Origin of the sequence: Thiobacillus sp. SCN 63-57 (genome assembly GCF_001725555.1) — a bacterium.
GTDB lineage: Bacteria > Pseudomonadota > Gammaproteobacteria > Burkholderiales > Thiobacillaceae > Thiobacillus.
In genome coordinates, this window is record NZ_MEGP01000004.1 from 14,603 (window position 1) to 36,437 (window position 21,835).

Consider the following 21,835-nt stretch of genomic DNA (forward strand, 5'->3'; position numbering starts at 1 on the left):
GGGGCGAACAGGAAATGCGGACGAACCGAGCGTCAGGCCGCCGCGCGGTTGTCGGCGGACTGCAGGCGGAGCTGTTCGAACAATGCCAGCACATGGCCGGTCCAGTGCCCGATGTCATAACGATCCATGAGTGTGTCCATGCGCTGCATGCGTGCGCGCTGTTCCTCACGCGGCATGTCCAGCGCGCGGTCGATGGCAGCGTCCATCTGGACGAGACTGTAGGGATTGACCAGCACCGCGTCCTGCAGCTCGACCGCCGCACCGGCGAATTCCGACAGCACCAGCACGCCGCTTTCGTTGACGTGGGCGGCGATGAATTCCTTGGCGACCAGGTTGAGGCCGTCGCGCAGCGGCGTGATCCAGCAGATGTCAGCGGCGCGGTAGTAGCACAGCGTGTCGGCGAACGGCATCGGCGTGGTCGACAGCAGGATGGGCTGCCACGACAGGGTGCCGATGTGCCCGTTGATGCGGCCGACCAGCTGCTCGATCGACTGCTGCGCCTTCTTGTAGGCGCGCATGCCGTCGGCCGCGGCCACGGCGGTGACCAGCAGCTTGACCTTGCCGTGCAGCTCGGGGCGCCGTTGCAGCAGCCGTTCGTAGGCCATCAGCATTTCGCGCGTGCCCTTGGCGTAGTCGACGCGGCCGATCGAGACGATGATCTTCTCCTGCGGAATGTCGCGGCGGATCTGCGCGACCTGCGCCAGCTTGTCGTCCTGCTGTACCGTCTTGCGGATCAGCTCGGCGTGGGTGCCGATGGGAAAGGCGTCGATCCGGATCTGTCGGCCGCCGCACCGGATCGACACCGGCGTCACCGGTTCGGACAGTGCCGTGCCAGTGGCACGCAATTCATCGGATACCTCGCGTTCAACCACCTCGTCCACCGGACGCAGCGACTGCACGGTGGCGACGAAATTGCATGCGTAGCGCGGAATGTGAAAGCCCACCAGATCGCAGGCCAGCAGGCTGTCGATGATCTCGTCGCGCCACGGCAGGATGTTGAAGACATCCGCCGGCGGAAACGGCGTGTGATGGAAGAAGGCGATGCGCACATCGGGACGCATCTCGCGCACGAACGTCGGCACCAGCCACAGGTTGTAGTCGTGCACCCAGACCACGGCCCCGGGCGCGGCTTCCTCGCAGGCCGCTTCGGCGAACAGGCGGTTGACTTCGCGGAAGGTGGCCCAGTCGCAATTTTCAGTGGAGTACAACGAGGGGAAACTGTTGAGAATCGGCCACAGCGCCTCCTTCGAGGTGACATGGTAGAACTGGCTGATCTGTTCGCTGGTCAGGGGCAGGCGCACCACTTCGTAGCTGCCATAACCGTCTTCCACGGTGATGCGGCGTTCGAATTTCGGCGGCTTGCCGGCCGGCGCCTTTTTCCAGGCGATCCAGCTCGCGCGCTCGGTCTGTCCGATGAAGCCCTTGAGCGCGGGCACGATGCCGTTGGGGCTGGCATTTTCCCGGAGTACGGTCTTGCCGCCGACGACATGCTCTTCATAGGGTTGCCTGTGATAGACGATGACCAGTGATGAAGCCATGTGAATCCTCCGTTCGGTGAAAGCGTTGCAGCGCGTCGAGCACGCCGGCCGCGCCCGGATGCGGGCTGCGGTACACGTTGCCATGCTGCTGGATGGCCGCGTCGAGCGCGGCTTCGCGGTTGCCGACGGCGACGCCGGCCAGCCCGGTGTCGAACATCGACAGGTCGTTGAGCGTGTCGCCGGCCACCAGCGTGCGATGCGCAGGCAGGTTCAGCGCCTGCAGGGTGCGCAGCAGGGTGGGCCCTTTCTGCACGCCGCGCGGCAGCACGTCGAAATACAGGTTGTCCGAAATCAGGACATCGAAGCCCAGCTGCTGCACGTCGTGCCGGGCGGCCGTCGCATAGGCATGATCCCTGAAGTAATAGGAGCGGCGACGTCCCCCGACGATCGGCTGCTCGCTCAGCCCCGGATGCTGTTGCATGGTCGCGCCGATGCGTGCGTGCGCATCGGCCGGCCAACTGGCATCCAGCCACTGCTCCAGGTGCGGCAGCGGCTCGTACGCGGGGCCGCAGGCGACGCTGGTGCCGACGTCGCCGACCAGGTGGTCGGGCTGTACCGGCAGTTCGTCGGCCAGCCCGCGCATGAACTCGATGCCGCGACCGCTGACGAAAATCAGCACGATCTCGTCGCGGCGTTGCGCAATCCAGTCATACAGCGTGTCGCGCTGTGCGACGCTGCCGCCGAGAAAAGTGCCGTCTAGGTCGGTGGCGAGGACGGTCCGTGGCGCACCGCTGGCCGCCTTACGCATAGCTGAGGCCCCAGGGCTGCGTGACAGGCCGCGTCGTTTCGCTGCCGCCGCGTCCGGTCCCAGGCTTGAGGCTGCGTGGGCGAGGCATGCGCGCCACAGGAGCTACCACGCTTCGCGCGTTGTCGTGCAATAGACGCTGCAAGGCCTGTTCGACCGGAACGCGCTGCTGCAACACGTCGCGCACGGCGGCCGCCACGTTCAGACGCAGGCCGAATTCGCGTTCGAGGATCTGCACCGACATCACGCTGACGGCGCCTTCGGCCAATTCGCCTGCGGCGTCGAAAGCTGAGCCCCCCGGCCGTCCAAGCTGCATTCCCAGGCGCGTGTTGCGCGATTGTTCGGATCCGGCGGTGAGAAACAGGTCGCCCACGCCGCTGCATCCCAACAGGGTCTCGACGCGGCCCCCCATGGCCAGGGTGAGGCGGCGCATGTCGTCGAGCCCGCGGGTGACGATCCCGGCACGCGCGTTTTCGCCCATGCCCTGCGCCGTCGCCATGCCACAGGCGATGGCAATCATGTTCTTCAGGGCCCCGCCCACCTGGGCTCCGATGACGTCCGGAGTCAGTTCCAGCGTAACGCCGGCCCGAGCGAGCTGCTGCATCAGACTGCCCGTGACACGCTGCGCATCCCGGTATTGCGCATGATTACGCGCCAGTGCCGGCATGGCCAGGGTCAACAAGGTGGATTTGCCGCTCGCCACCTCGTCGGCAAAACTCGGTCCGCCAATCGATCCGGTCAGCATGACCTTGCCCAGTTCCTCGTCAAGCACGCGGGTCATCAGCGCTCCACTCCCTTGCTCGATCCCCTTGCTGGCGGTCAGCACCACCGTGCCGGGCGTCATCAGCCCTGCGGCTTTGCGCGCGGTATCCCGCGTCGCGGCCGACGGCACGGCCAGGATGACCAGTTGCGCGCCATGCAAGGCATGCGCCAGATCGTGGGTTGCCCCCAGGCCGGACGGCAGATCGATCTCCGGCAAACAGTGTGGATGGTGGTTCCGGTTGTGGATCGCCTCGGCGACTTCCGGGCGCCTCGCCCACAGCCAGGTGGGGATGCCACCGCGCTGCAAGGCACTGGCCAGGGCAGTGCCCCAGGCACCGGCGCCCAGTACGGCCGCGCAAGTCAGGGGCGGATGCCGGGGGGGCTCCGAGGCAAGTGGGATGGGGTCGAAACCTTGGAACATGTCAGGCATGAAGTCTCCAAAATCGGGGCGGCGGTGAGGCACGCTCGTTGGAAGAAAGGCCAACGTAGGGTTGGCACGCTCGGTGAACTGCACAAATTTGCGCAGCCCGGACGTCCGGGTATCGGCGGGGATACCGTGAACGTGGAGTGATGTCTCCTCCAGGAAGACATCAACGCCGGGTATGTCGGAGGAAATTACAGTCGCAGGAAACGGCCGAGCTATTTTTGTTTATTAATCAGCGGGTTTGCCGGGAAATCCGCCGTAACACGTGTGCAATATCATTTTGCACAAAATAATTTTAATGAAAATTCCCAGCCAAGTAAATCCCGAGGCCCGGCTATCCCCGGAGATTGGCGGCGTGCAACTGCTGAATGTCTGACCGACCGGAAGCGCGGCCGGGACGGAGAGCGGCCTACTTCGTCAGCGCCATGAACAGCTGCGGAAGCCGTTCCGGCAGCCGCTCGATGCGGTCGATGACGGTGAACTGGCGGCCGAAGATGTCGCCGACGTAGTTGTCGGCCCCCGGCCTCAAGTTAGCGTCGAGGCTGATGCAGTAGGGAAAGATGCCCTGCTGGTCGAGTTCCTTGACGGCCTGGCGGGCGTCCTCGATCAGCAGGCGCTCGTCGTGGGCGTCGACGTCGGACGGCTTGCCGTCGGTGAGGATGAGCATGAGCTTCTTGTCGGCCGGACGCGCGGCCAGGTAGTGCGCGGCATGGCGCATGGCCGCGCCCATGCGGGTCGAATAGCCCGCCTCCATCGCAGCCAGACGTGCCTTGACGTCGTCGTTCCAGCGTTCGCCATAGCCCTTGATGTGCAGGTAGCGTACGTCGTGGCGGGTGTTGGAATGGAAGCCGGCGATGGCGAACGGGTCGCCCAGTTTCTCGATCGCCCAGGCCAGCAGCGAGACGGCTTCCTGGGAAAGTTCCAGGATGGTCTGCTCGCTGCCGGTCGCCTTGTCGTTGAGTGATTCCGACAGGTCGAGCAGCAGCATGACGGCGATGTCGCGGCCGTCGGTGCGATGGCTCATGTTGATGCGCGGGTCGGGTGTGGCGCCGCCCTTGAAGTCGATCAGCGAGCGGATGGCGACGTCGAGGTCGAGCTCGCTGCCTTCTTCCTGATAGCGGATGCGCACCTTGTCCTGCGGCTTCAGGAGGTCGAGCATCTTCTTCAGCCGCTTGGCGAGCGCGCCGTGCTTGGCGAGCAGGCGGTCGATGTCGGCGGGGTTGCCATGGGGATGCAGCGCCTCGTACACGCTCGCCCAGTCCGGACGGTAGGTCTGGCCGCCGTAGTCCCACTCCGGATAGTGGCGCGGCGGCAGGCCGCGGATTTCTTCGCCCGGCTCGATCTTGCGCGGCTCGTCGAAGGCCTCTTCCTCGTCGCCCGCCTCGATGAATTTCCACAGCTGGCGGTTGTCGTCGCGGTAGTCGACCACGGTGTCGTCGAAATGCACCCTGGCGAACTGGTCGCTCTGGCGGCGGGTCTTGGCGACGTAGGCGAGCGCCAGCGCGGCGATTTCACGCGTTGAGGATTCGCCCTGCGCCATGATCGTGTGGAAGCGCGCGGCGTAGTCGTTGAGGTCGGCGCCGGTGTAGCCGTGGTCCGGGTCGAGCAGTGCGCGCGACAGCATCGCCATGCGGTGGCGCAGGCAGGAGGTGGTTTCCGGATCACAGGCGGCCTCCAGGGGCTTCGGATGCAGCGCGAGGAACAGGCGGCGCAGGCCAGGATATTCGCGGATCAGCAGCGTCTCGATGCGACAGTCCTCGAAGAACTCGACCGCCATGCGCTGGAACGGGCTCCAGTTGTCGGCCACCTGCGCCTCCGACCAGCGGCGATGGCCGACCATGTGGGCGAGCGTGGCACGGTAGCGATCGAGCCCCGAAATGTCTCCCGCATCGTCGTACACGTCCGGCAGGCGGATGCCGAGCTTGTCGTAATACGGCACCGGCTTGCGGATTTCGTCGAACGCGGTCGAGTACGGCACGAGGTGATCGCTGTCCTGCCACAGGCCGCGCAGATAGAGGTCGAGCTTGCGCTCGACGTCGACCAGCAAGGTCCCGTGACGCTCGCGCTGCAGTACGGCGCGCGCGTCAGCCGACTGCAGGCTGAAGTAGTCCTGCTGCCGCTCGGGATGGGTGCGGTAGTTACGGATGCCGTATTCGACCCAGTTCCTGAGGCCGGCCAGCGTCAGTTGGTTGAGCAGGGCCGGCGCCTGCGCGAAGAACGCCGGCAGTCCGGGGCTGGGGAAGGTGGTGTGATGGCCGTGGATGGAGCCGGTGGTGCGCGCCTTCAGGTCCAGCGTGATGTCCAGGTAGTGCTGCAGTTGCTCTGGCGACTGCAGGCGCCGCGCCACCGGCGCCAGCGTCTGCAAAAACGGCGTGATGGCCTTGCCGTTGGGCGATTTCTGCAGGCGCTGGACCAGCGCCATCACCGCGGGCAGCGCGGATTCGCCGATGGCTTTTGCGGCGGACGGCCATTCCTCCATGAACGCCAGCATCGGCTCGACGCCGCGGCCCAGCTTGCCGATGAGGCGTGCGGCCTCGAGGTAGGCACCGATGCCTTCGCGCGTCAGCACCGCCAGCGCTTCGGCCATGACGTCGTCGAACACCTCCTCCACCTGCGGGAAGCGGGTGTCGAGCTGCTTCCAGTAGGCAGCCATCAACGGGTGCTGGTATGCGGTCGTGTGGGGCACGTTCAGGGCTTACACAAACGTTGCGTCGATCGCGTGGTCGAGCGTTTCGCGGATGTCGGCGTCGTCGGTGATCGGGCGCACGAGCGCCATGCGGCAGGCGTCCGTCGGTTCTACGCCGTCCTTGATCAAGGTCGCCGCGTAGACCAGCAGGCGCGTCGAGATGCCCTCGTCGAGGCCGTGCCCCTTGAGGCTGCGTGCGACGCCGCCGATCTTCACCAGCTTCGCGGCGACCGCTTCGTCCGTGCCGGTTTCCTTCGCCACGATCTGCGCTTCCAGCGCGGCATCGGGGTAGTCGAAGTCGAAGGCGGTGAAGCGCTGCTTGGTCGACTGCTTCAGGTCCTTCATCAGCGTCTGGTAGCCGGGATTGTAGGAGATCACCAGCTGGAAGTCGGGGTGCGCGTGGATCAGCTCGCCCTTCTTGTCGAGCGGCAGAGTGCGGCGGTGGTCGGTGAGCGGGTGGATCACCACGGTGGTGTCCTGGCGCGCCTCGACGATTTCGTCGAGGTAGCAGATCGCGCCGATGCGTGCGGCGGTCGTGAGCGGGCCGTCGAGCCAGCGGGTACCGTTGGCTTCGAGCAGGTAGCGCCCCACGAGGTCGCTCGCGGTCATGTCCTCGTTGCAGGCCACCGTGATCAGCGGCTTGCCGAGCTTCCACGCCATGTATTCGACGAAGCGCGACTTGCCGCAGCCGGTCGGGCCCTTCACCATCACCGGCAGGCGGTTGCGGTAGGCGGCCTCGTACAGCGCGACCTCGTTCTTCTGCTGCTGGTAGAACGGTTCCTGTTCAACCTTGTACTGGTCTTTATTTGTCATCTTCATTCCTCGCTGCGGAAGAAAAAACGCCCCCGGGATGCCGGGGGCGTGTAGCGCGGGGACGGTTATCGACGGCTAGGAGATCGCTTCAAACCCTTCCCGCTTGGGGATGCGTTTCCATCCCTGCTTGCTTATTTGTGCACGCCCAGCTTTTCGCGCCAGCCCGGATACAGCTTGTCGGCGTCGTTCGGGAAGGACTCGAAGGCGCGGGCGAATTCCTTGTGCTCTTTGGCGAACTCGATCGGATCGGCACCCGACTTCCAGCACTCGTACGACTGGCGCAGGGAGATCGCGCCGGCCGCCGGGCTGTCGATGTGGCCGTAGGAGCCGCCGCCGGAGGTGTTGATGACGTTGCCGTGACCCAGGTTCTCGAAGAAGCCGGGCAGGCGCAGCGCGTTCATGCCGCCGGAGATGATCGGTGTGGTGGGCTTCATGCCGTACCACTTCTGGAAGTAGACCGGGCCCTGGCACTCGTCGCGCTCGATCATGTAGGCGATGCCCTTGTCGGTGGCGTCGCCTTCCATCTTGCCGTAGCCCATGGTGCCGACGTGGATGCCCGACGCCCCCTGCAGACGCGAGATCTTGGCCAGCACGAACGCGGTGTAGCCACGCTTGGCGGACGGCGAGGTGATCATGCCGTGGCCGGCGCGGTGGTAGTGCAGGTACTGGTTGGGGTACTGACGGCGGGCCGTGGTGATCATGCCGGGGCCGCCCACGAAACCGTCGACCAGGAAGGCCAGCTTGTCGGCGTCGGGACCGAAGGTTTCCAGCGCGAAGTCGGCGCGGGCGCACATTTCGTAGTGGTCGTCAGCGGTGATGTTCATGGAGAACAGCTTGGCCTGGCCGGTTTCGTCCTGCGCGCGCTTCATCGCGTCATAGACGAGGGGGATAGTCTTCTTCAGCGGCGAGAACACCTGGTTGCCCTGGGGTTCGTCGTTCTTGATGAAGTCGCCGCCCAGCCAGAACTGGTAGGCCGCGTTGGCGAATGGCTCGGGACGCAGGCCCAGCTTCGGCTTGATGATGGTGCCGGCGATGTAGCCGCCGTTCTGGATCGGACGACCCAGGATGCGCCACAGGTCGGAGATATCCTTGGAGGGACCGTCGAACAGCTGGATCGCGCGCTCGGGGAAATAGATGTCGATCATCTTGGCGTGCTCGATGTCGCCCATGCCCTGGTTGTTGCCGATGGCCAGCGTCAGGAAGGAGACGATCATCATGCGGCCGTCGGTGACGTTGCGGTCGAACAGGTCCAGCGGATAGGCGATCCGCATGTCTTCGGTGGCTTCGTCGATCAGGTAGACCAGCGCGTCGACGCCCTTGGTGAATTCGTCGGTGGTGGACACTTCGACGTTGGTGCCGGTCGAGGACTCGGCGGCGAAGTGGGCGGCGGCTTCCAGATAGCCGTGGCCCGACTTGGGCTTCATCTTGTAGGCGACGAGGATGTGCTTGCCACCCTTGATGAGGTCTTCTTCCTTGAGGGAAAGGTCGGCGTAACGTGCGGACTGATCCATTGCTTGGCTCCTGCGGTAGATAAACAAGGTTTCAGAAGCCAATGCCCCTGAACACGACAGGGGTGGACTATACGCAGTCGCTTATATAATTAAAATTCAATAGTTCTGATAAAAACTATATCTTTAGACTTATACATATATGCGCCGCCTGACACTACGCCAATTCAGGGTGTTTGAAGCAGTCGCCCGTCATCTGTCGTTCTCGCGAGCGGCCGAGGAACTGCATCTGTCGCAACCCGCCGTCTCCATGCAGGTGAAGGGTATCGAGGCCATCCTGGGGGTCCCGCTCACCGAACAACTGGGAAAAAAGATTTTCCTCACCGACGCCGGCCTTGAGGTGCTGCACGCCAGCCAGGCGATCACCGCCCGCCTCGACGACCTGCAGCACAATCTTGCACAGCTGCGGAGCGTCGACACGGGTCGTCTCAACATGGCCGCGACCTCGACGGTGAATGCCGTCGCCACCGATATCCTCGCCCGCTTCCGTGGCCGGCATCCCGGGGTGGCGATCCATCTGGACGTCTCCAACCGGGCAGCCGTGCTGGACCAGCTGGTCGGCAACCACATTGATCTTGCCATCATGGGACAAGTACCGGACGGGCTCGGCCTGGAAGCCACCCGCTTCATGGACAACCCGCTGGTCGTCATCGCCCCACCCGACCACCCATTGGTCGGCAAAAAGAAAATTTCCGTACGCGATCTGGCGTCCGAATCCTTCCTGGTGCGCGAAGCGGGTTCCGGCACCCGTGGCGCGATGGAGCGCTTCTTCGCCGCCCGCGGGCTGGAAATCCGAAGTAGCATGGAAATGAGCAGCAACGAGGCCATCAAGCAGGCGGTGCAGGCCGGCCTCGGCCTCGGCATCCTGTCGCTGCAAACGCTGGAGATGGAACTGGCGCTCAGACGGCTGGCGGTGCTCGCGGTCGAGGGCTTTCCCATCATGCGCCACTGGTACGTCGTGCATCGCACCGACAAGCGGCTGTCGCCTGTGGCGCAGGCATTCAAGACCTTCGTGCTGGGACCTGCGAATTCACCTGCCCAAACGACACTCGGCTAGAATCGCCTCTGTCGGGGCACCAGCCCCCGGCGTCAGGATGCTCGCATCCGCAAGACGGTGTCCCGTCCAAGACTGGCTCTTATCCTTTAACCTGGAGTTAATTGCTTGGACACCGCACACCACACCCGACCCGCGCCCGTCACCCTGGGTAAATCCTTCAACTACTGGCTCAAACTCGGTTTCATCAGCTTCGGCGGTCCTGCCGGGCAGATCGCGATCATGCACCACGAACTGGTGGACAAGCGCCGCTGGATTTCCGAGCAACGCTATCTGCACGCCCTCAACTACTGCATGCTGCTGCCCGGACCCGAGGCGACCCAGCTGGCGATCTACATCAGCTGGCTGATGCACGGCATCCGCGGCGGTGTCATCGCGGGCGTGCTGTTCTTTTTGCCGTCCTTTCTGCTGCTGTCAGGGCTCGCCGGCCTGTATCTCGCCTATGGCACGCTGCCACTGGTGCAGGGGGTGTTCTACGGCATCCGGCCCGCGGTAGTGGCGATCGTACTCTTCGCCGCATGGCGCATCGGCAGCCGCGCCCTGAGGAACGACCTACTGTGGGGCATGGCGGCACTGGCTTTCGTCGGCATTTTCGTTTTCCACGTCGCATTCCCGTGGATCGTGCTGGCCGCCGGCCTGCTCGGCGCCTTGGGCGGCAAACTCGCACCACACAAGTTCAGGACAGGCGGCGGCCACGGCACCCGCCACGCGCAGGCCGGCCCGGCAATCATCGACGACGACACCCCGCCGCCGGCGCACGCACGCTTCAGCTGGCGCAGGTTCGCGCTCACACTCGCTGCCTTCGTGCTGATCTGGCTGGGCGCGATGGGCATGCTCCTGGGCATGCCGACTCTCCAGGCCATGGGGGCGTTCTTCACCAAGGCGGCCTTCCTCACCATCGGCGGCGCCTATGCGGTGCTGCCCTACGTCTACCAGGGCGGGGTCGAGCATTTCCAATGGCTCACCGGCCCGCAGATGATGGACGGCCTGGCGCTGGGCGAGACCACGCCCGGCCCGCTGATCATGATCGTCACCTGGATCGGTTATCTCGGCGGTGTCTCAGGGCACGTCGTCGACAACCCGGTCGCGGCCGGACTGGCAGGCGCGGCAGTCGCGACTTTCTTCACTTTCCTGCCGTCCTTCCTGTTCATCCTGGTGGGTGGCCCCCTGGTCGAAGCCACCCGCGGCGAGCTGGCCTTCACCGCACCGCTCACCGGCATCACCGCAGCCGTAGTGGGCGTCATCCTCAACCTCGCGGTATTCTTCGCCTGGCATGCCTTCTGGCCGCACGCCACGGCAGACGCCCCGTTCGCCGGCGGTTTCGACGGACTCGCCGTCATCGTCGCCGTGGCTGCGTTCATCGCGTTGTCGCGATACAAGGCCGACATCACGGCAGTGATCGGCGTATGCGCCCTGCTCGGGCTGGCTTATTCATTTTTCATGTGAGGATCGTATGGAACCCGTTGCTCAACCCCTAAAGGACTCCGATCCACTACGCACTGAAGTGCGTGTGGAGTCGTATGCCCTGAAACGCTGTGGATGCGGCAGTCCGACCGACAAATGCCCGGACCTGCCGCGCACGATCGAACCTGCCAAGGTTAATCCCGACAGCACGCTGGTGTTCGACGTGCGGCGCGAGGCCGATTACGCCGCGTCAAACGAGGTCATCCCGGGTGCGTTGTGGAAAAATCCGGACAAGATCGACGCCTGGATAGGCGCCCTGCCGCTCACGCAGGACGTGGTGATCTACTGCGCGCGCGGCGGCACGGTATCGAACAGCGTGGTCGACCGGCTGCAGGCTGCGGGCGTCAAGGCGCGCTTCATCGAGGGCGGCCTCGAGGCATACAAGCTGGCCGGTGGGAAGATCGCCCGCAAATAATCTCCTGTCCGGAGTGAGTAGTTGACTAATTTGCTCGGTTATTCTATTGTGCGTCATCGCAATTAATTATTTACTGCAAGGACTGCATCATGGAACGCGAAATCAACGGCAAGATGGTCGAAACCGACCCCGAAGGTTATCTGGTCAACCTGGAAGACTGGTCCGAGGAACTGGCGGTCGAGCTGGCCAAGGAAGACAAGCTGGAGCTGGGCGAAAACCACTGGAAGATCATCCACTACATGCGCGACTTCTTCGCCCAGAACGGCACTGCGCCCAACCTGCGCTTCCTGCAGAAGGGTCTGAAGGAAGAATTCGGCCCGGAATGGGGCGAGAAGAAATTCCTGTTCGATCTCTTCCCGTTCGGCCCCGCCAAGCAGGCTGGTCGCTACGCCGGCACCCCGAAGCCGACCGGCTGCGTGTAAATTCTCGTCAGCTCGTCAAAAGCCCCGCCCTGCGGGGCTTTTTTACGGCTGCTCAGGGATGGCTGCGGAACATGAAGTACACCGCCCCCACCATACACAGCGCCGCCCACAGGAAATCCCACTTCAGTTCCACTTTCATGTACAGCACGGCAAACGGCATGAATACCGCCAGTGCGACCACCTCCTGCATGATCTTCAGCTGCGGCAGGCTCATCACGGTGTAGCCGATGCGATTGGCCGGCACCTGCAGCAGATATTCGAACAGGGCGATACCCCAGCTGGCGAACGCAGCGATCATCCAGGGCTTGTTGTTCATGTCCTTCAGGTGCGCATACCAGGCGAAGGTCATGAAGACATTGGAACAGGTGAGCAGGATCAGGGTTTGCAGGGAGGCGGGCATGATCGACGTCCGGAATCGCACGGCACCATTGTAGGGAATCCGCACGTCGCCAGGCTGGTAAAATGCGGCCTTTCGCATTGCAAGGGTCAGCATGATGAACGCGCCTCAGGTGGGGGTGGTGATGGGGTCTTCCAGCGACTGGGAAGTCATGAAACATGCAGCGATGCTGCTGAAGCAATTGGGCATCCACTTCGAAGCCAAGGTGGTGTCCGCGCACCGCACACCGGACCTGCTGTTCGAGTATGCCGCCAGCGCCGAGGCGCGCGGGCTCAAGGCAATCATCGCCGGGGCGGGCGGAGCGGCCCATTTGCCCGGCATGATCGCGTCCAAGACTATCGTGCCGGTGCTGGGTGTGCCGGTGCCGTCGAAATACCTCAAGGGGATGGATTCGTTGCTGTCCATCGTACAGATGCCGAAAGGCATCCCGGTCGCCACCTTCGCCATTGGCGAGGCGGGCGCGGCCAACGCGGCGCTGTTTGCCGCCTCGCTGATCGCCCGTTACGACGACGGCCTGGCAGCCAAGCTGAATGAATTCCGCCGCAGCCAATCGGACACGGTGATGGCGATGGACCTGCCCGATGTCGAGTAAACCGCCCATCCTCCCCGGCGCGACACTGGGCATCCTCGGTGGCGGCCAGCTCGGTCGCATGTTCACCATCGCCGCGCGCACCATGGGCTACAGGGTCATGGTGCTCGACCCCGATGCTGCCAGCCCCGCTGGACAGATGGCTGATACGCATCTACAGGCGGACTATGCCGACCATGAGGCGTTGAAGCGGCTTGGCGAAGCCTGCGCCGCCGTCACCACTGAATTCGAGAATGTCCCCGCCGCGAGCCTGATCGAACTGGCGAATCATTGTCGGGTATCGCCCGGCGCCGCCGCCGTCGCCATCGTGCAGGACCGCAGCCACGAGAAATCCTGGCTCGCCCAGAACGGCTTCGCCACCGCGCCGTTCGCGCTGGTCTACAGCGAGGGGGACCTCGATGCCGGCATGGCCGACGTGGGGGCGCCCGCACTGCTCAAGGTCGCGCGCTTCGGCTACGACGGCAAGGGCCAGGCCCGCGTCAACACGCGCGAGGAAGCGCGCGCCGCGTTCCGCGAATTCGACGGCCAGCCCTGCGTGCTGGAAGGCTTCGTCAAGTTGGAATGCGAGGTGTCGGTGGTACTCGCCCGCAGCGATACCGGCGAATGTGCACTGTTCCCGGTCGCCGAAAACCGCCACGAGAACGGCATTCTCGACGTTTCCATCGTCCCCGCCCGTGTGCCGCACAGTCTGGCGCATCAGGCGTGCGAGATGGCGCGCGACGTGGCCAACAAGCTCGGCTACGTCGGCGTGATGGCGGTCGAATTCTTTGTCGCCGACGGCCGCCTGATGGTCAACGAAATCGCGCCGCGCCCGCACAACTCCGGCCACTACACCCTCGACGCCTGCGTCACCGACCAGTTTGAGCAGCAGGTGCGCGCGCTATGCGGCCTGCCGCTGGGCGCCACCCGCCTACTGTCGCCGGTGGCGATGGTCAACATCCTCGGCGACCGCTGGCAGAACGGCGGACCGCACTGGAACACGCTGTTGGCGCACCCGAATATCAAGCTGCACCTGTACGGCAAGCAGACCGCACGGCCGGGCCGCAAGATGGGACATTTCAACGTGCTGGATGCCGATCCGGACGCCGCGCTGCGGTTGGCCGAACAGGTGCGCCATGCGCTTTAGCGCATACATAAAGGGCAGCCGCTTTAGCGCATACATAAAGGGCAGCCGCTGTGGCGCGCTCACCGATCCTCGTCTTCGCCTGGCACTTGCGCTGCTGCTCGCCGGCGGCGCACCCGCCGTGGAAGCGGCGCAGCCGACCCTGCACATCGGCCCGCACACCTTCCAGGTCGAAATCGCGGATACGCCACGCGAGCGCGCACAGGGTCTGACGGGGCGTTCCTATCTGCCTGCCGATAACGGCATGCTGTTCGTATTCGAACGGCCGGGGCGCTATTGCTTCTGGATGCGCGACACGCCGCTGCCGCTGTCGATCGCCTTCATCGACGCGACGGGCCGCATCGCCAGCCTCGCCGACATGCAACCGCGCACCGAGACGCGGCACTGCCCGAGCGTCGACGTGCGCTATGCGCTGGAAGTGTGGCAGGGCGAATTCCAGAAGCGCGGGATCACGCCGCGCATGCGGGTGGACGGCTTGCCGAAGTAGGCTTGCTAGGGTGCGATCGACCGCACCCGAAGCTCCATCTCGCGACCCGCGTCGTCGCTGCGGAGCACGCGCACCGGCAGGTAGTGGCGATCGATCGCCAGCCAGGCCTCGAAACGACCGTCGTCATCGGCCACCCGCGCAATATGCAGCGTACGTAACGTACCCAGCGCAGTATCCAGCCTATCCTCGCCGCGCACTTCGTAGGTGTAGTCGCGCAGCTTCTTGCCGTTGAACACCTGATAAGTCAGCCGTTGTCCGTCCGGCGGCGGCGCCGTCAGCGCAAACTGGAAGAACAGGCTCAAGACATCCTGTACGTCGCCCTGATAGGCGAAGTGGCGCGGCTCGCTTTTCTCTGGCATCAGCGTGAGCTGGCCCTGCGTGGAATCGAAACGCGCATTGCTGAATTTGTCGCCGCGTTGATCCCAGAACTCCTCTGGTTGCAAACCGTGCGGCGTGATACGGCCGCGGCTGGTCTGCACGAAGCGTCCCCGGTAGAACAGACCGGTCAGGCCGGTCGCCCCCACCACGCTGGTCAGTGTGTAGTGCGTCCCGTCGTTCACCCACACCAGGGTCTGCTCGCCCGATGCCAGCCCGTAGCGCACCTCGAACCGCAGGTCGATGCGCGGCGGCAAGGGGTTCAGAGGAACAGGGGACGCAACTACGGGTTCGACAGGTGGCGGAGCCGGGGCCGTGGGTTGCGCAGTGAATGCTGACACGGTATCGGCAACGACGGAAGCGGCGGGCGTTTCAGGCGCGGCCGCCTCGGCAGGCGGTTCGGGTGGGGGCGCTACGGGAAGCGGTGACGGTGCAGCCGGCCGGGAGGCTGCCGGTTTTTGCGCAGGCCGGGGGTGAGGGGAAGGCGAAACGGCTGCCGCGATCGGCGCAGGGGCCGGAACAAGCTCCACGTCGATCGGCGCCGGCTCGGGAGGTACAGACTCGTGCGGAAGTCGCCATTCCAGGCCGCCCAACAAGCCACCATGCAACAACAGCGAGATGGCCAGCGCCCACCACCACAGGCGAACGCGGCGCCCCACCCGCTTCAGCCTTTGACGCTGGCGCGTACCAGGCGCTGTTCGATCGTGACGCCATCCTCGCTGACACGGACTTGCACCGGCAGATTGTTGCGTGCCGGCGCCACCCATACCGTGATGGCCTTTTCATCGGGTTTCTGCGTGATGCGTTGATACTGCTGGGTCGCCATTGCGCCCAACGGCGTCTGGATTGAGCCGCCATCGCTGCGCATATAGTGATAGTCGTTGAGGCCGCGTCCGCTCACGACCTGCACGCTGTAATCGGCGGGCAGGCCGGGCGCGAACATGAACTGATAGAGCTGGGACAACTGGTCCTGCGCCCCGTCCTGCAAGCCATCCACCCGCCGCGTCTCACCTTTGTACTGGTACGTGATAGTGCGCTGCTTCCAGTCGAGCCGGGCTGTCGCCAGCTTGTTGGGGGCGTCGCTGCGGGCGTGCTGGAACTGCATGGGCCGCAGGCCTTTCGGCGTCACCACCCCCGCGCTTTCCAGGTGGATATTGCCCGGCCACAACATTTTCAGCGGTCCGCTCGCGTGCGTTTCGCTGCTCAACACATAGCGGGTGCCGTTGCGGGTGAAGGTATCGACCACTTGGCCGAGCTTGATGCCGTTGCGGTAGAGGTCGTACACCACGTTCATCTGGGACAGGCCTGCCGCCTGGGCAGATCCCGCAACCAGCGCGGCGGCGAGCAGAATGATCTTGAGCATGGTCACGTTCCGGGTGATAACACAGACTGTGACGCCAAATCGTCCTTCAAGTTTACGCGGCCATGCACATTGATCAGCCGGCCTTCGGCAAACCAGCGGATGGCCTGGGGATAGATGCGATGCTCCTGCGCCAGCACCCGCGCCGCGAGCGTGTCCGGCGTGTCGTCCGCGCGCACCGGCACGGCCGCCTGGATGACGATGGGGCCATGATCCAGGTTGGCGGTGACGAAATGCACCGTGCAGCCGTGGATTTTCACGCCTTCGGCGAGCGCGCGCTCGTGCGTCTTCAGGCCCGGGAACATGGGCAGCAGCGAGGGATGGATGTTCAGCAGGCGGCCTTCGAAACGCGCGATGAAGGCCGGGCTGAGGATCCGCATGTAGCCGGCCAGCACCACCAGGTCGGGGCGATGGCGCTCGATTTCATCGGCCAGCAAGGCGTCGAAGGCCGCGCGGTCCGGGTACTGCGTATGATCGAGCGCGACGGTGTGGATACCTCGCGAACGGGCATACGCCAGCCCTGCCGCCTGCGGCCGGTTGCTGATGACGGCCGCGATGTCGATCGGTAGCTGCGCCTCGATCATTGCCTGAAAATTGCTGCCACGCCCGGACAGCAGCACGACGACGCGGCAGGTCACAGATAAATGACCTGCTCGGCGCCATCCGGACGCGCGACGATTTCGCCGATCTGCCACACGGTTTCGCCGCTGGCCTGCAAATGCGCCATCGCGGCGGCGGCATCCGATGCGGCAACGACCACACACATGCCGATACCGCAGTTGAAGGTACGCAGCATTTCGGCCGGCTCGACGTTGCCGGCCTGCTGCAGCCAGTCGAACAGCGGGAGCCGCGTCCAGCTTGACTGATCCAGCTTTGCCGCCACTCCCTCGGGCAGACAGCGCGGCAGGTTGCCGGTGATACCACCGCCGGTGATGTGGGCCATGCCCTTGACGTCGAGCTTCGCCATCAGCGCCAACAACGGCTTGACGTAGATCCGGGTCGGCGCCATCACTGCATCGGCAAAAGGGCGGCCATGGAAGTCCGATTTCAACCCGATGTGGCTGATGTCGATCAGCTTGCGGATCAGCGAGTAGCCGTTGGAATGCGCGCCGCTGGACGCGAGTCCCAGGACGACGTCGCCCGGCGCGATGGACTGGCCGCCGATCACTTTCGATTTCTCGACCACGCCGACGGCGAAACCGGCGAGGTCGTATTCGCCTTCGGCGTACATGCCGGGCATCTCGGCCGTCTCGCCACCGATCAGCGCGCAGCCGGCCTGCTCGCATCCTGTGGCGATGCCGGCGATCACGGCCTCGGCGGTGTCGAGCGTGAGCTTGCCGGTGGCGAAGTAGTCGAGGAAGAACAGCGGCTCGGCGCCCTGTACCAGGATGTCATTGACGCTCATCGCGACGAGGTCGATGCCGACGGTATCGTGGCGGTTGAGCTCGAACGCCAATTTGAGTTTGGTGCCGACGCCATCGGTGCCGGACACCAGCACCGGCTCCTGGTATTTCTTGGAAATCTCGATCAGTGCGCCAAAACCGCCGATGCCGGCCAGCACTTCGGGACGCATGGTGCGCTTGGCCAGCGGCTTGATGCGCTCGACCAGTGCATCGCCGGCGTCGATATCGACGCCGGCATCTTTATAGGAAATGGAAGACACGCCCGGCTCCAGAATCAAAAAGTGCGCTATTTTACCGCCTATGCACACGATCCGACGCCCAGGCTTCCCCGGCAACACTCCCTGGCTTGCCTTCGCGGTACTGCTCGTCGCGGGCGGACTGGTCTATCTGTTGGGACCCATCCTGACGCCGTTCCTTGCAGGCGCCTTGCTGGCCTACATCTTCGACCCTCTGGTCGACCGGCTGGAAACACGCGGACTGTCGCGCACGGCCGGTACGGTGGTCGTCATCGTGCTGGCAGGGCTAGCGGTGTCGGCCCTGTTGCTGGTGGCGCTGCCGCTGTTCCAGGGACAGTTCGCCGAATTGAGCCAGCGCGTGCCAGCGGCCCTCGACCTGCTGCGGACCCGCTTCCTGCCCTGGCTGCAACAGACTTTCGGCATCGGCATCGACTTCAACCTGGCTGCGCTGAAGACCTGGCTCACCGAGAAGGCCACCCAGAACGGCACTGCCTGGCTGCCCTCCCTGCAAACCGGCGCACTGGCCATCGTCGGTGTGCTGGCCAATCTGTTGCTGATCCCGGTCGTGATGTTCTATCTCCTGCGGGACTGGGACGTGATGGTGGCACGGATCGCGACCCTGGCGCCCCGTCGCTGGCTGGGGACCGTCACCCGCATTGCCCGCGACATGGACGCGGTCGTCGGCGAGTTCCTGCGCGGCCAGCTGGCGGTGATGGCGACCCTGTCGCTGTATTACGCCCTTGCGTTGTGGGCGGCGGGACTGGATTACGCATTGCCGATCGGCATCCTTACCGGCGTGCTGTCCTTCGTGCCCTTCCTCGGCTTCGGCCTCGGCGTGATCCTGGCGCTGCTGGTGGCCCTGCTGCAATTTACCGACTGGACCGGCGTGGCCTGGGTGGCGGGCATCTATCTCGCCGGGCAGGCATTGGAAAGCTATGTCATCACGCCGCGCCTGGTCGGCGAGCGCGTCGGCCTGCACCCGGTGGCGGTCATCTTCGCCTTGGCGGCATTCGGCCAGTTGTTCGGCTTCGTCGGCGTGCTGCTGGCGGTGCCGCTGGCGGCGATCCTGCTGGTGGCGCTGCGCGAATTGCGCGGCGTATACGAAGCCAGCGACTTCTATGCCGGCAGCTATAATGCCGGCTCTTTCGATTCCGCTTCGTCCGCCATGTCCGCACCCCTACTCGGCCAGCCCTTACTTGAATCCCACATCGCGTCGCTACCGCTGGTCCACCGTGGCAAGGTGCGCGACATCTACGCCGTCGGCGACGACAAGCTGCTGATCGTCACCACCGACCGCCTGTCGGCCTTCGACGTGGTGATGCCGATCCCCATCCCCGGCAAGGGCGGGGTGCTGACCCGGGTGTCCGCCTTCTGGTTCGACAAGCTGAAAGCCATCGTGCCGAGCCAGGCGCTCGACATCGCCCCGGAGTCGGTCGTGGCGGAATCCGAGCGCGATCAGGTCGCCGGGCGCGCCATCGTAGTGAAAAAGCTGAAGGCCTTGCCGGTCGAAGCGATCGTGCGCGGCTATCTGGCCGGCTCCGGCTGGAAGGAATACCAGGTCAGCCAATCGGTCTGCGGCATTCCGCTCCCCGCCGGGCTTGTGCAGGCCGGTCGCCTGCCGGAACCCATCTTCACGCCCTCGACCAAGGCGGCGCTCGGCGCGCACGACGAGAACATCACGTTTGAGCAGATGGCCACCCTGATCGGCCAGGATCTGGCCACCCAGGTACGCGACGCCAGCCTTTCCCTGTATAAATCTGCCGCAGAGTATGCGCTCACACGCGGGATCATCATCGCCGACACCAAATTCGAATTCGGTCTGGACGAAGCCGGCAAACTGGTATGGATCGACGAGGCACTGACGCCTGATTCGTCGCGCTTCTGGCCGGCTGACCAATACCGGCCGGGAAGCAGCCCGCCCAGTTTCGACAAGCAGTTCGTGCGCGACTGGCTGGAAGGCAGCGGCTGGAACAAGCAGGCGCCGGGGCCGGTGCTGCCTGACGAGATCGTGGCCAAGACCAGCGAGAAATACCGCGAGGTGATGACGCGGCTGCTGGCTTGAACGCCTGCTATTTCAGGGTATCGTTCAGGAACGACGCCACCGTCTCGACCATTTCTTCCTCGTGGCCCGTGTAAAAATGGTCGGCATGCGGGATCACCACCTGCTTTGAATGACCGGCCGGCAGGCTGCCTTTGCGCTTCGCCGCGTCCGTCAGCACCGGCGGCAGGTCGTTGTCGCCATACATATCCAGGACCGGCAGTTTCAGCCCGGCATAGTCATCCTGCTGCAGTCCCAGGCTCGCCCACGCTTTCACCGCGGCATCAGGCTGGCCGCTGAAATAGGCGCGGCTCATGCGCGAGCCCATGCTGTGGGAAACGATGGCCAATTGCGTGTAGCCTTTCGCCTTGAGGAAATCGACGGCCTGGGCGATGCGCTCGGCGGCCTCCGGGAAGGTCGGGGGATAGGCCGCGCCCTGGGCGTCCGCGGCGAGCACCGGCATCTGGATCGACAGGGTGGCAAAACCGCGATCGGCCAGTTCGGTGCGCAGCGTGCCGACCATGCCCCAGTCCGGATGGATTCCCATGCCATGGACGACGACGACCGCCTTGTCGCCTTCGACGGGCGTGAACAAGGCAAGAAACTTGTGATGGCCGCGCGGTGTCTGCAAATAGACCGGATCGCCCACCACCAGTCCGGGCACCACCTCGTCCGCCCATTTTTTTTCGCGCGCATAATCGGCTGTCGGCTCGGCAAACGCAACGACCGAGAACAAGGCCACCAAACCGCCCATCAGACCCATCCAAATGTTTTGCTTCATCTCGGTACCCCGCAGAGTTAAAGTTAACGCTCCATTTGCCCGATAATTCTACGAATTCGTGGTTTTATCAACCATCCAGGTAAATATAAAGTGACCGCCAAGCCGTTGCGCATTGTGCCCTCTTCTGCACCCTCCACCCCGCAGCGCGACTCGCGGTCTCGCGGCGCCGCACGCGTCGTCATCGTCGATGACCGGAGCACAGCGCGCAGCCTGCTGGAAGGCCTGGCCCGTACGCTGGAGCCTGGCGTGATCGTGGAAAGCTACGCGGATCCGCTCGACGCCCTGACGCACATGCAGAACAAGGGTACGCCCGATCTCATCATCACCGATTACCGCATGCCCGGCATGGACGGCATCGAGTTTACCCGCCGTATCCGCGCGGAACGCCGTCTGGCCGACGTCCCCATCATCATCGTCACCGTGGTCGAGGACCGCCAGATTCGTTACCAGGCGCTGGAGAACGGCGCCACGGATTTCCTCACCCGCCCGATCGACCCGCAGGAATGTCGCGCCCGTTGCCTCAACCTGCTGGCGCTGCGGCGCAGCCAGAAGATGGTGTCGGATCGCGCGCAATGGCTGGAGGATCAGGTCCTGCAAGCCACCCGCGAGGTACGCACGCGCGAACGCGAAACCCTGATGAAACTCGCCAAGGCCGGCGAATACCGCGACCAGGAAACCGGCAACCACATCATCCGCATGTCGAAATATGCGCGCCTGATCGCCGAGGAACTCAAGCTCACCGCAATGGAATGCGACGAGATCGAGGCCGCCGCACCCATGCACGATATCGGCAAGATCGGCATCCCCGACGTGATCCTGCTCAAACCAGGGCGCCACACCCCGGAAGAACAGGAAATCATGCGTCGCCACCCGCTGATCGGCCACGAGATCCTCGCTGACAGCCCGTCGCGCTATCTGCAGATGGGCGCGGTCATCGCGCTCGGCCACCACGAGAAATTCGATGGCAGCGGCTATCCGCAAGGCCTGGCGGGTGACGCCATTCCGCTCGCGGCACGCATTGTGGCCGTGGCCGACGTGTTTGACGCGCTCACCTCCGATCGGCCCTACAAGCGCGCCTGGTCGTTCCAGGATGCCCTCAAGTATGTCCAGACGGAGAGCGGACACCATTTCGACCCCGACTGCGTTCGTGCGTTCGAACGGCGCATCGACTCCGTGGTTGCCATCATGCGCGTGCTTGGCGACAAGCACGCGTAA

The 21,835-nt window shown here is 64.5% G+C and carries 21 protein-coding genes and 1 pseudogene; 10 read left to right on the forward strand and 12 right to left on the reverse strand.

The features are described 5' to 3' along the window. Positions 1-32: 32 nt before the first annotated feature. From ggpS to ABT23_RS01860, 6 genes are all read right to left on the reverse strand, one after another. Complete coding sequence (gene ggpS / locus ABT23_RS01835; protein ID WP_296630328.1) at positions 33-1,538, reverse strand: glucosylglycerol-phosphate synthase; 1,506 nt, start codon at positions 1,536-1,538, stop codon at positions 33-35. Continuing rightward, complete coding sequence (locus ABT23_RS01840; protein WP_296630332.1) at positions 1,495-2,286, reverse strand: HAD family hydrolase; 792 nt, start codon at positions 2,284-2,286, stop codon at positions 1,495-1,497. The genes ggpS and ABT23_RS01840 overlap by 44 nt, the downstream gene beginning before the upstream one ends. After that, positions 2,279-3,475 carry an NAD(P)H-dependent glycerol-3-phosphate dehydrogenase gene (locus ABT23_RS01845; RefSeq protein WP_296630335.1) on the reverse strand — a complete coding sequence of 399 codons (1,197 nt, stop codon included), beginning with the start codon at positions 3,473-3,475 and terminating at the stop codon, positions 2,279-2,281. The genes ABT23_RS01840 and ABT23_RS01845 overlap by 8 nt, the downstream gene beginning before the upstream one ends. A 403-nt stretch (positions 3,476-3,878) precedes the next feature. After that, positions 3,879-6,122, reverse strand: a complete 2,244-nt coding sequence (locus ABT23_RS01850) for a VWA domain-containing protein (RefSeq protein ID WP_296630338.1) — start codon at positions 6,120-6,122, stop codon at positions 3,879-3,881. 42 nt (positions 6,123-6,164) lie between these two features. Next, positions 6,165-6,968 (reverse strand): CbbQ/NirQ/NorQ/GpvN family protein, encoded by an 804-nt coding sequence (locus ABT23_RS01855; RefSeq protein ID WP_296630341.1) that lies wholly within the window; start codon positions 6,966-6,968, stop codon positions 6,165-6,167. A gap of 131 nt (positions 6,969-7,099) precedes the next feature. Further along, positions 7,100-8,479 carry a ribulose-bisphosphate carboxylase gene (locus ABT23_RS01860; protein WP_296630343.1) on the reverse strand — a complete coding sequence of 460 codons (1,380 nt, stop codon included), beginning with the start codon at positions 8,477-8,479 and terminating at the stop codon, positions 7,100-7,102. A 139-nt stretch (positions 8,480-8,618) separates the two neighbouring features. On the opposite strand from ABT23_RS01860, the gene ABT23_RS01865 reads away from it, so the two are divergent. The 4 genes from ABT23_RS01865 to ABT23_RS01880 all read left to right on the forward strand — a co-directional run bounded on the left by ABT23_RS01865 (position 8,619) and on the right by ABT23_RS01880 (position 11,831). Beyond that, positions 8,619-9,533, forward strand: coding sequence for a LysR family transcriptional regulator (locus tag ABT23_RS01865; protein WP_296630347.1), 915 nt, complete (start codon positions 8,619-8,621; stop codon positions 9,531-9,533). Positions 9,534-9,638: 105 nt separating this feature from the next. After that, positions 9,639-10,976 (forward strand): chromate efflux transporter, encoded by a 1,338-nt coding sequence (chrA, locus tag ABT23_RS01870; protein ID WP_296630350.1) that lies wholly within the window; start codon positions 9,639-9,641, stop codon positions 10,974-10,976. 7 nt (positions 10,977-10,983) lie between these two features. Continuing rightward, entirely contained in the window at positions 10,984-11,409 is a 426-nt protein-coding gene (locus tag ABT23_RS01875; RefSeq protein WP_296630352.1) for a rhodanese-like domain-containing protein, read from the forward strand. Positions 11,410-11,498: 89 nt separating this feature from the next. Then, positions 11,499-11,831, forward strand: a complete 333-nt coding sequence (locus ABT23_RS01880) for a TusE/DsrC/DsvC family sulfur relay protein (RefSeq protein WP_018507402.1) — start codon at positions 11,499-11,501, stop codon at positions 11,829-11,831. Between the two features lie 52 nt (positions 11,832-11,883). On the opposite strand, the gene ABT23_RS01885 is transcribed toward ABT23_RS01880, so the two are convergent. Further along, positions 11,884-12,231: a DMT family protein gene (locus tag ABT23_RS01885; protein WP_296630763.1), complete on the reverse strand. Its 348-nt coding sequence runs from the start codon at positions 12,229-12,231 to the stop codon at positions 11,884-11,886. Between the two features lie 91 nt (positions 12,232-12,322). On the opposite strand from ABT23_RS01885, the gene purE reads away from it, so the two are divergent. From purE to ABT23_RS01900, 3 genes are read left to right on the forward strand one after another with little or no spacing between them, the layout of a single operon-like run. Further along, positions 12,323-12,820: a 5-(carboxyamino)imidazole ribonucleotide mutase gene (purE, locus tag ABT23_RS01890; protein ID WP_296630356.1), complete on the forward strand. Its 498-nt coding sequence runs from the start codon at positions 12,323-12,325 to the stop codon at positions 12,818-12,820. Beyond that, entirely contained in the window at positions 12,810-13,943 is a 1,134-nt protein-coding gene (locus ABT23_RS01895) for a 5-(carboxyamino)imidazole ribonucleotide synthase (RefSeq protein ID WP_296630359.1), read from the forward strand. The genes purE and ABT23_RS01895 overlap by 11 nt, the downstream gene beginning before the upstream one ends. Beyond that, positions 13,933-14,427, forward strand: a complete 495-nt coding sequence (locus ABT23_RS01900) for a DUF192 domain-containing protein (RefSeq protein ID WP_296630360.1) — start codon at positions 13,933-13,935, stop codon at positions 14,425-14,427. The genes ABT23_RS01895 and ABT23_RS01900 overlap by 11 nt, the downstream gene beginning before the upstream one ends. A 5-nt stretch (positions 14,428-14,432) precedes the next feature. On the opposite strand, the gene ABT23_RS01905 is transcribed toward ABT23_RS01900, so the two are convergent. Genes ABT23_RS01905 through purM form a run of 4 tightly spaced genes read right to left on the reverse strand, consistent with a single transcriptional unit; the run spans position 14,433 to position 17,825 of the window. Then, positions 14,433-15,569: a DUF3108 domain-containing protein gene (locus ABT23_RS01905; RefSeq protein WP_296630363.1), complete on the reverse strand. Its 1,137-nt coding sequence runs from the start codon at positions 15,567-15,569 to the stop codon at positions 14,433-14,435. Then, a complete protein-coding gene (locus ABT23_RS01910; RefSeq protein ID WP_296630367.1) occupies positions 15,467-16,165 on the reverse strand; it encodes a DUF3108 domain-containing protein in 699 nt (232 codons plus the stop codon). Before ABT23_RS01910 ends, ABT23_RS01905 begins: the two co-directional genes overlap by 103 nt. Before the next feature lie 2 nt (positions 16,166-16,167). Next, the gene (gene purN / locus ABT23_RS01915) at positions 16,168-16,800 is read right to left on the reverse strand and encodes a phosphoribosylglycinamide formyltransferase (RefSeq protein ID WP_296630371.1); all 633 of its coding nucleotides are present in this window, start codon (positions 16,798-16,800) and stop codon (positions 16,168-16,170) included. Further along, on the reverse strand, positions 16,797-17,825 hold the full coding sequence (purM, locus tag ABT23_RS01920; RefSeq protein WP_296630374.1) for a phosphoribosylformylglycinamidine cyclo-ligase: 1,029 nt from the start codon (positions 17,823-17,825) through the stop codon (positions 16,797-16,799). The genes purN and purM overlap by 4 nt, the downstream gene beginning before the upstream one ends. Before the next feature lie 40 nt (positions 17,826-17,865). Between purM and ABT23_RS01925 the strand changes: the two are divergent. Both ABT23_RS01925 and ABT23_RS01930 read left to right on the forward strand, forming a co-directional pair. Then, a pseudogene (locus ABT23_RS01925) lies at positions 17,866-18,879 on the forward strand (AI-2E family transporter); the annotation flags it as partial. 87 nt (positions 18,880-18,966) lie between these two features. Further along, on the forward strand, positions 18,967-19,863 hold the full coding sequence (locus ABT23_RS01930; protein ID WP_296630765.1) for a phosphoribosylaminoimidazolesuccinocarboxamide synthase: 897 nt from the start codon (positions 18,967-18,969) through the stop codon (positions 19,861-19,863). A gap of 7 nt (positions 19,864-19,870) precedes the next feature. Here ABT23_RS01930 and ABT23_RS01935 read toward each other — a convergent pair whose 3' ends face one another. Further along, positions 19,871-20,620 (reverse strand): DUF3530 family protein, encoded by a 750-nt coding sequence (locus ABT23_RS01935; protein ID WP_296630376.1) that lies wholly within the window; start codon positions 20,618-20,620, stop codon positions 19,871-19,873. Between the two features lie 90 nt (positions 20,621-20,710). On the opposite strand from ABT23_RS01935, the gene ABT23_RS01940 reads away from it, so the two are divergent. Further along, a complete protein-coding gene (locus tag ABT23_RS01940; protein ID WP_296630378.1) occupies positions 20,711-21,835 on the forward strand; it encodes an HD domain-containing phosphohydrolase in 1,125 nt (374 codons plus the stop codon).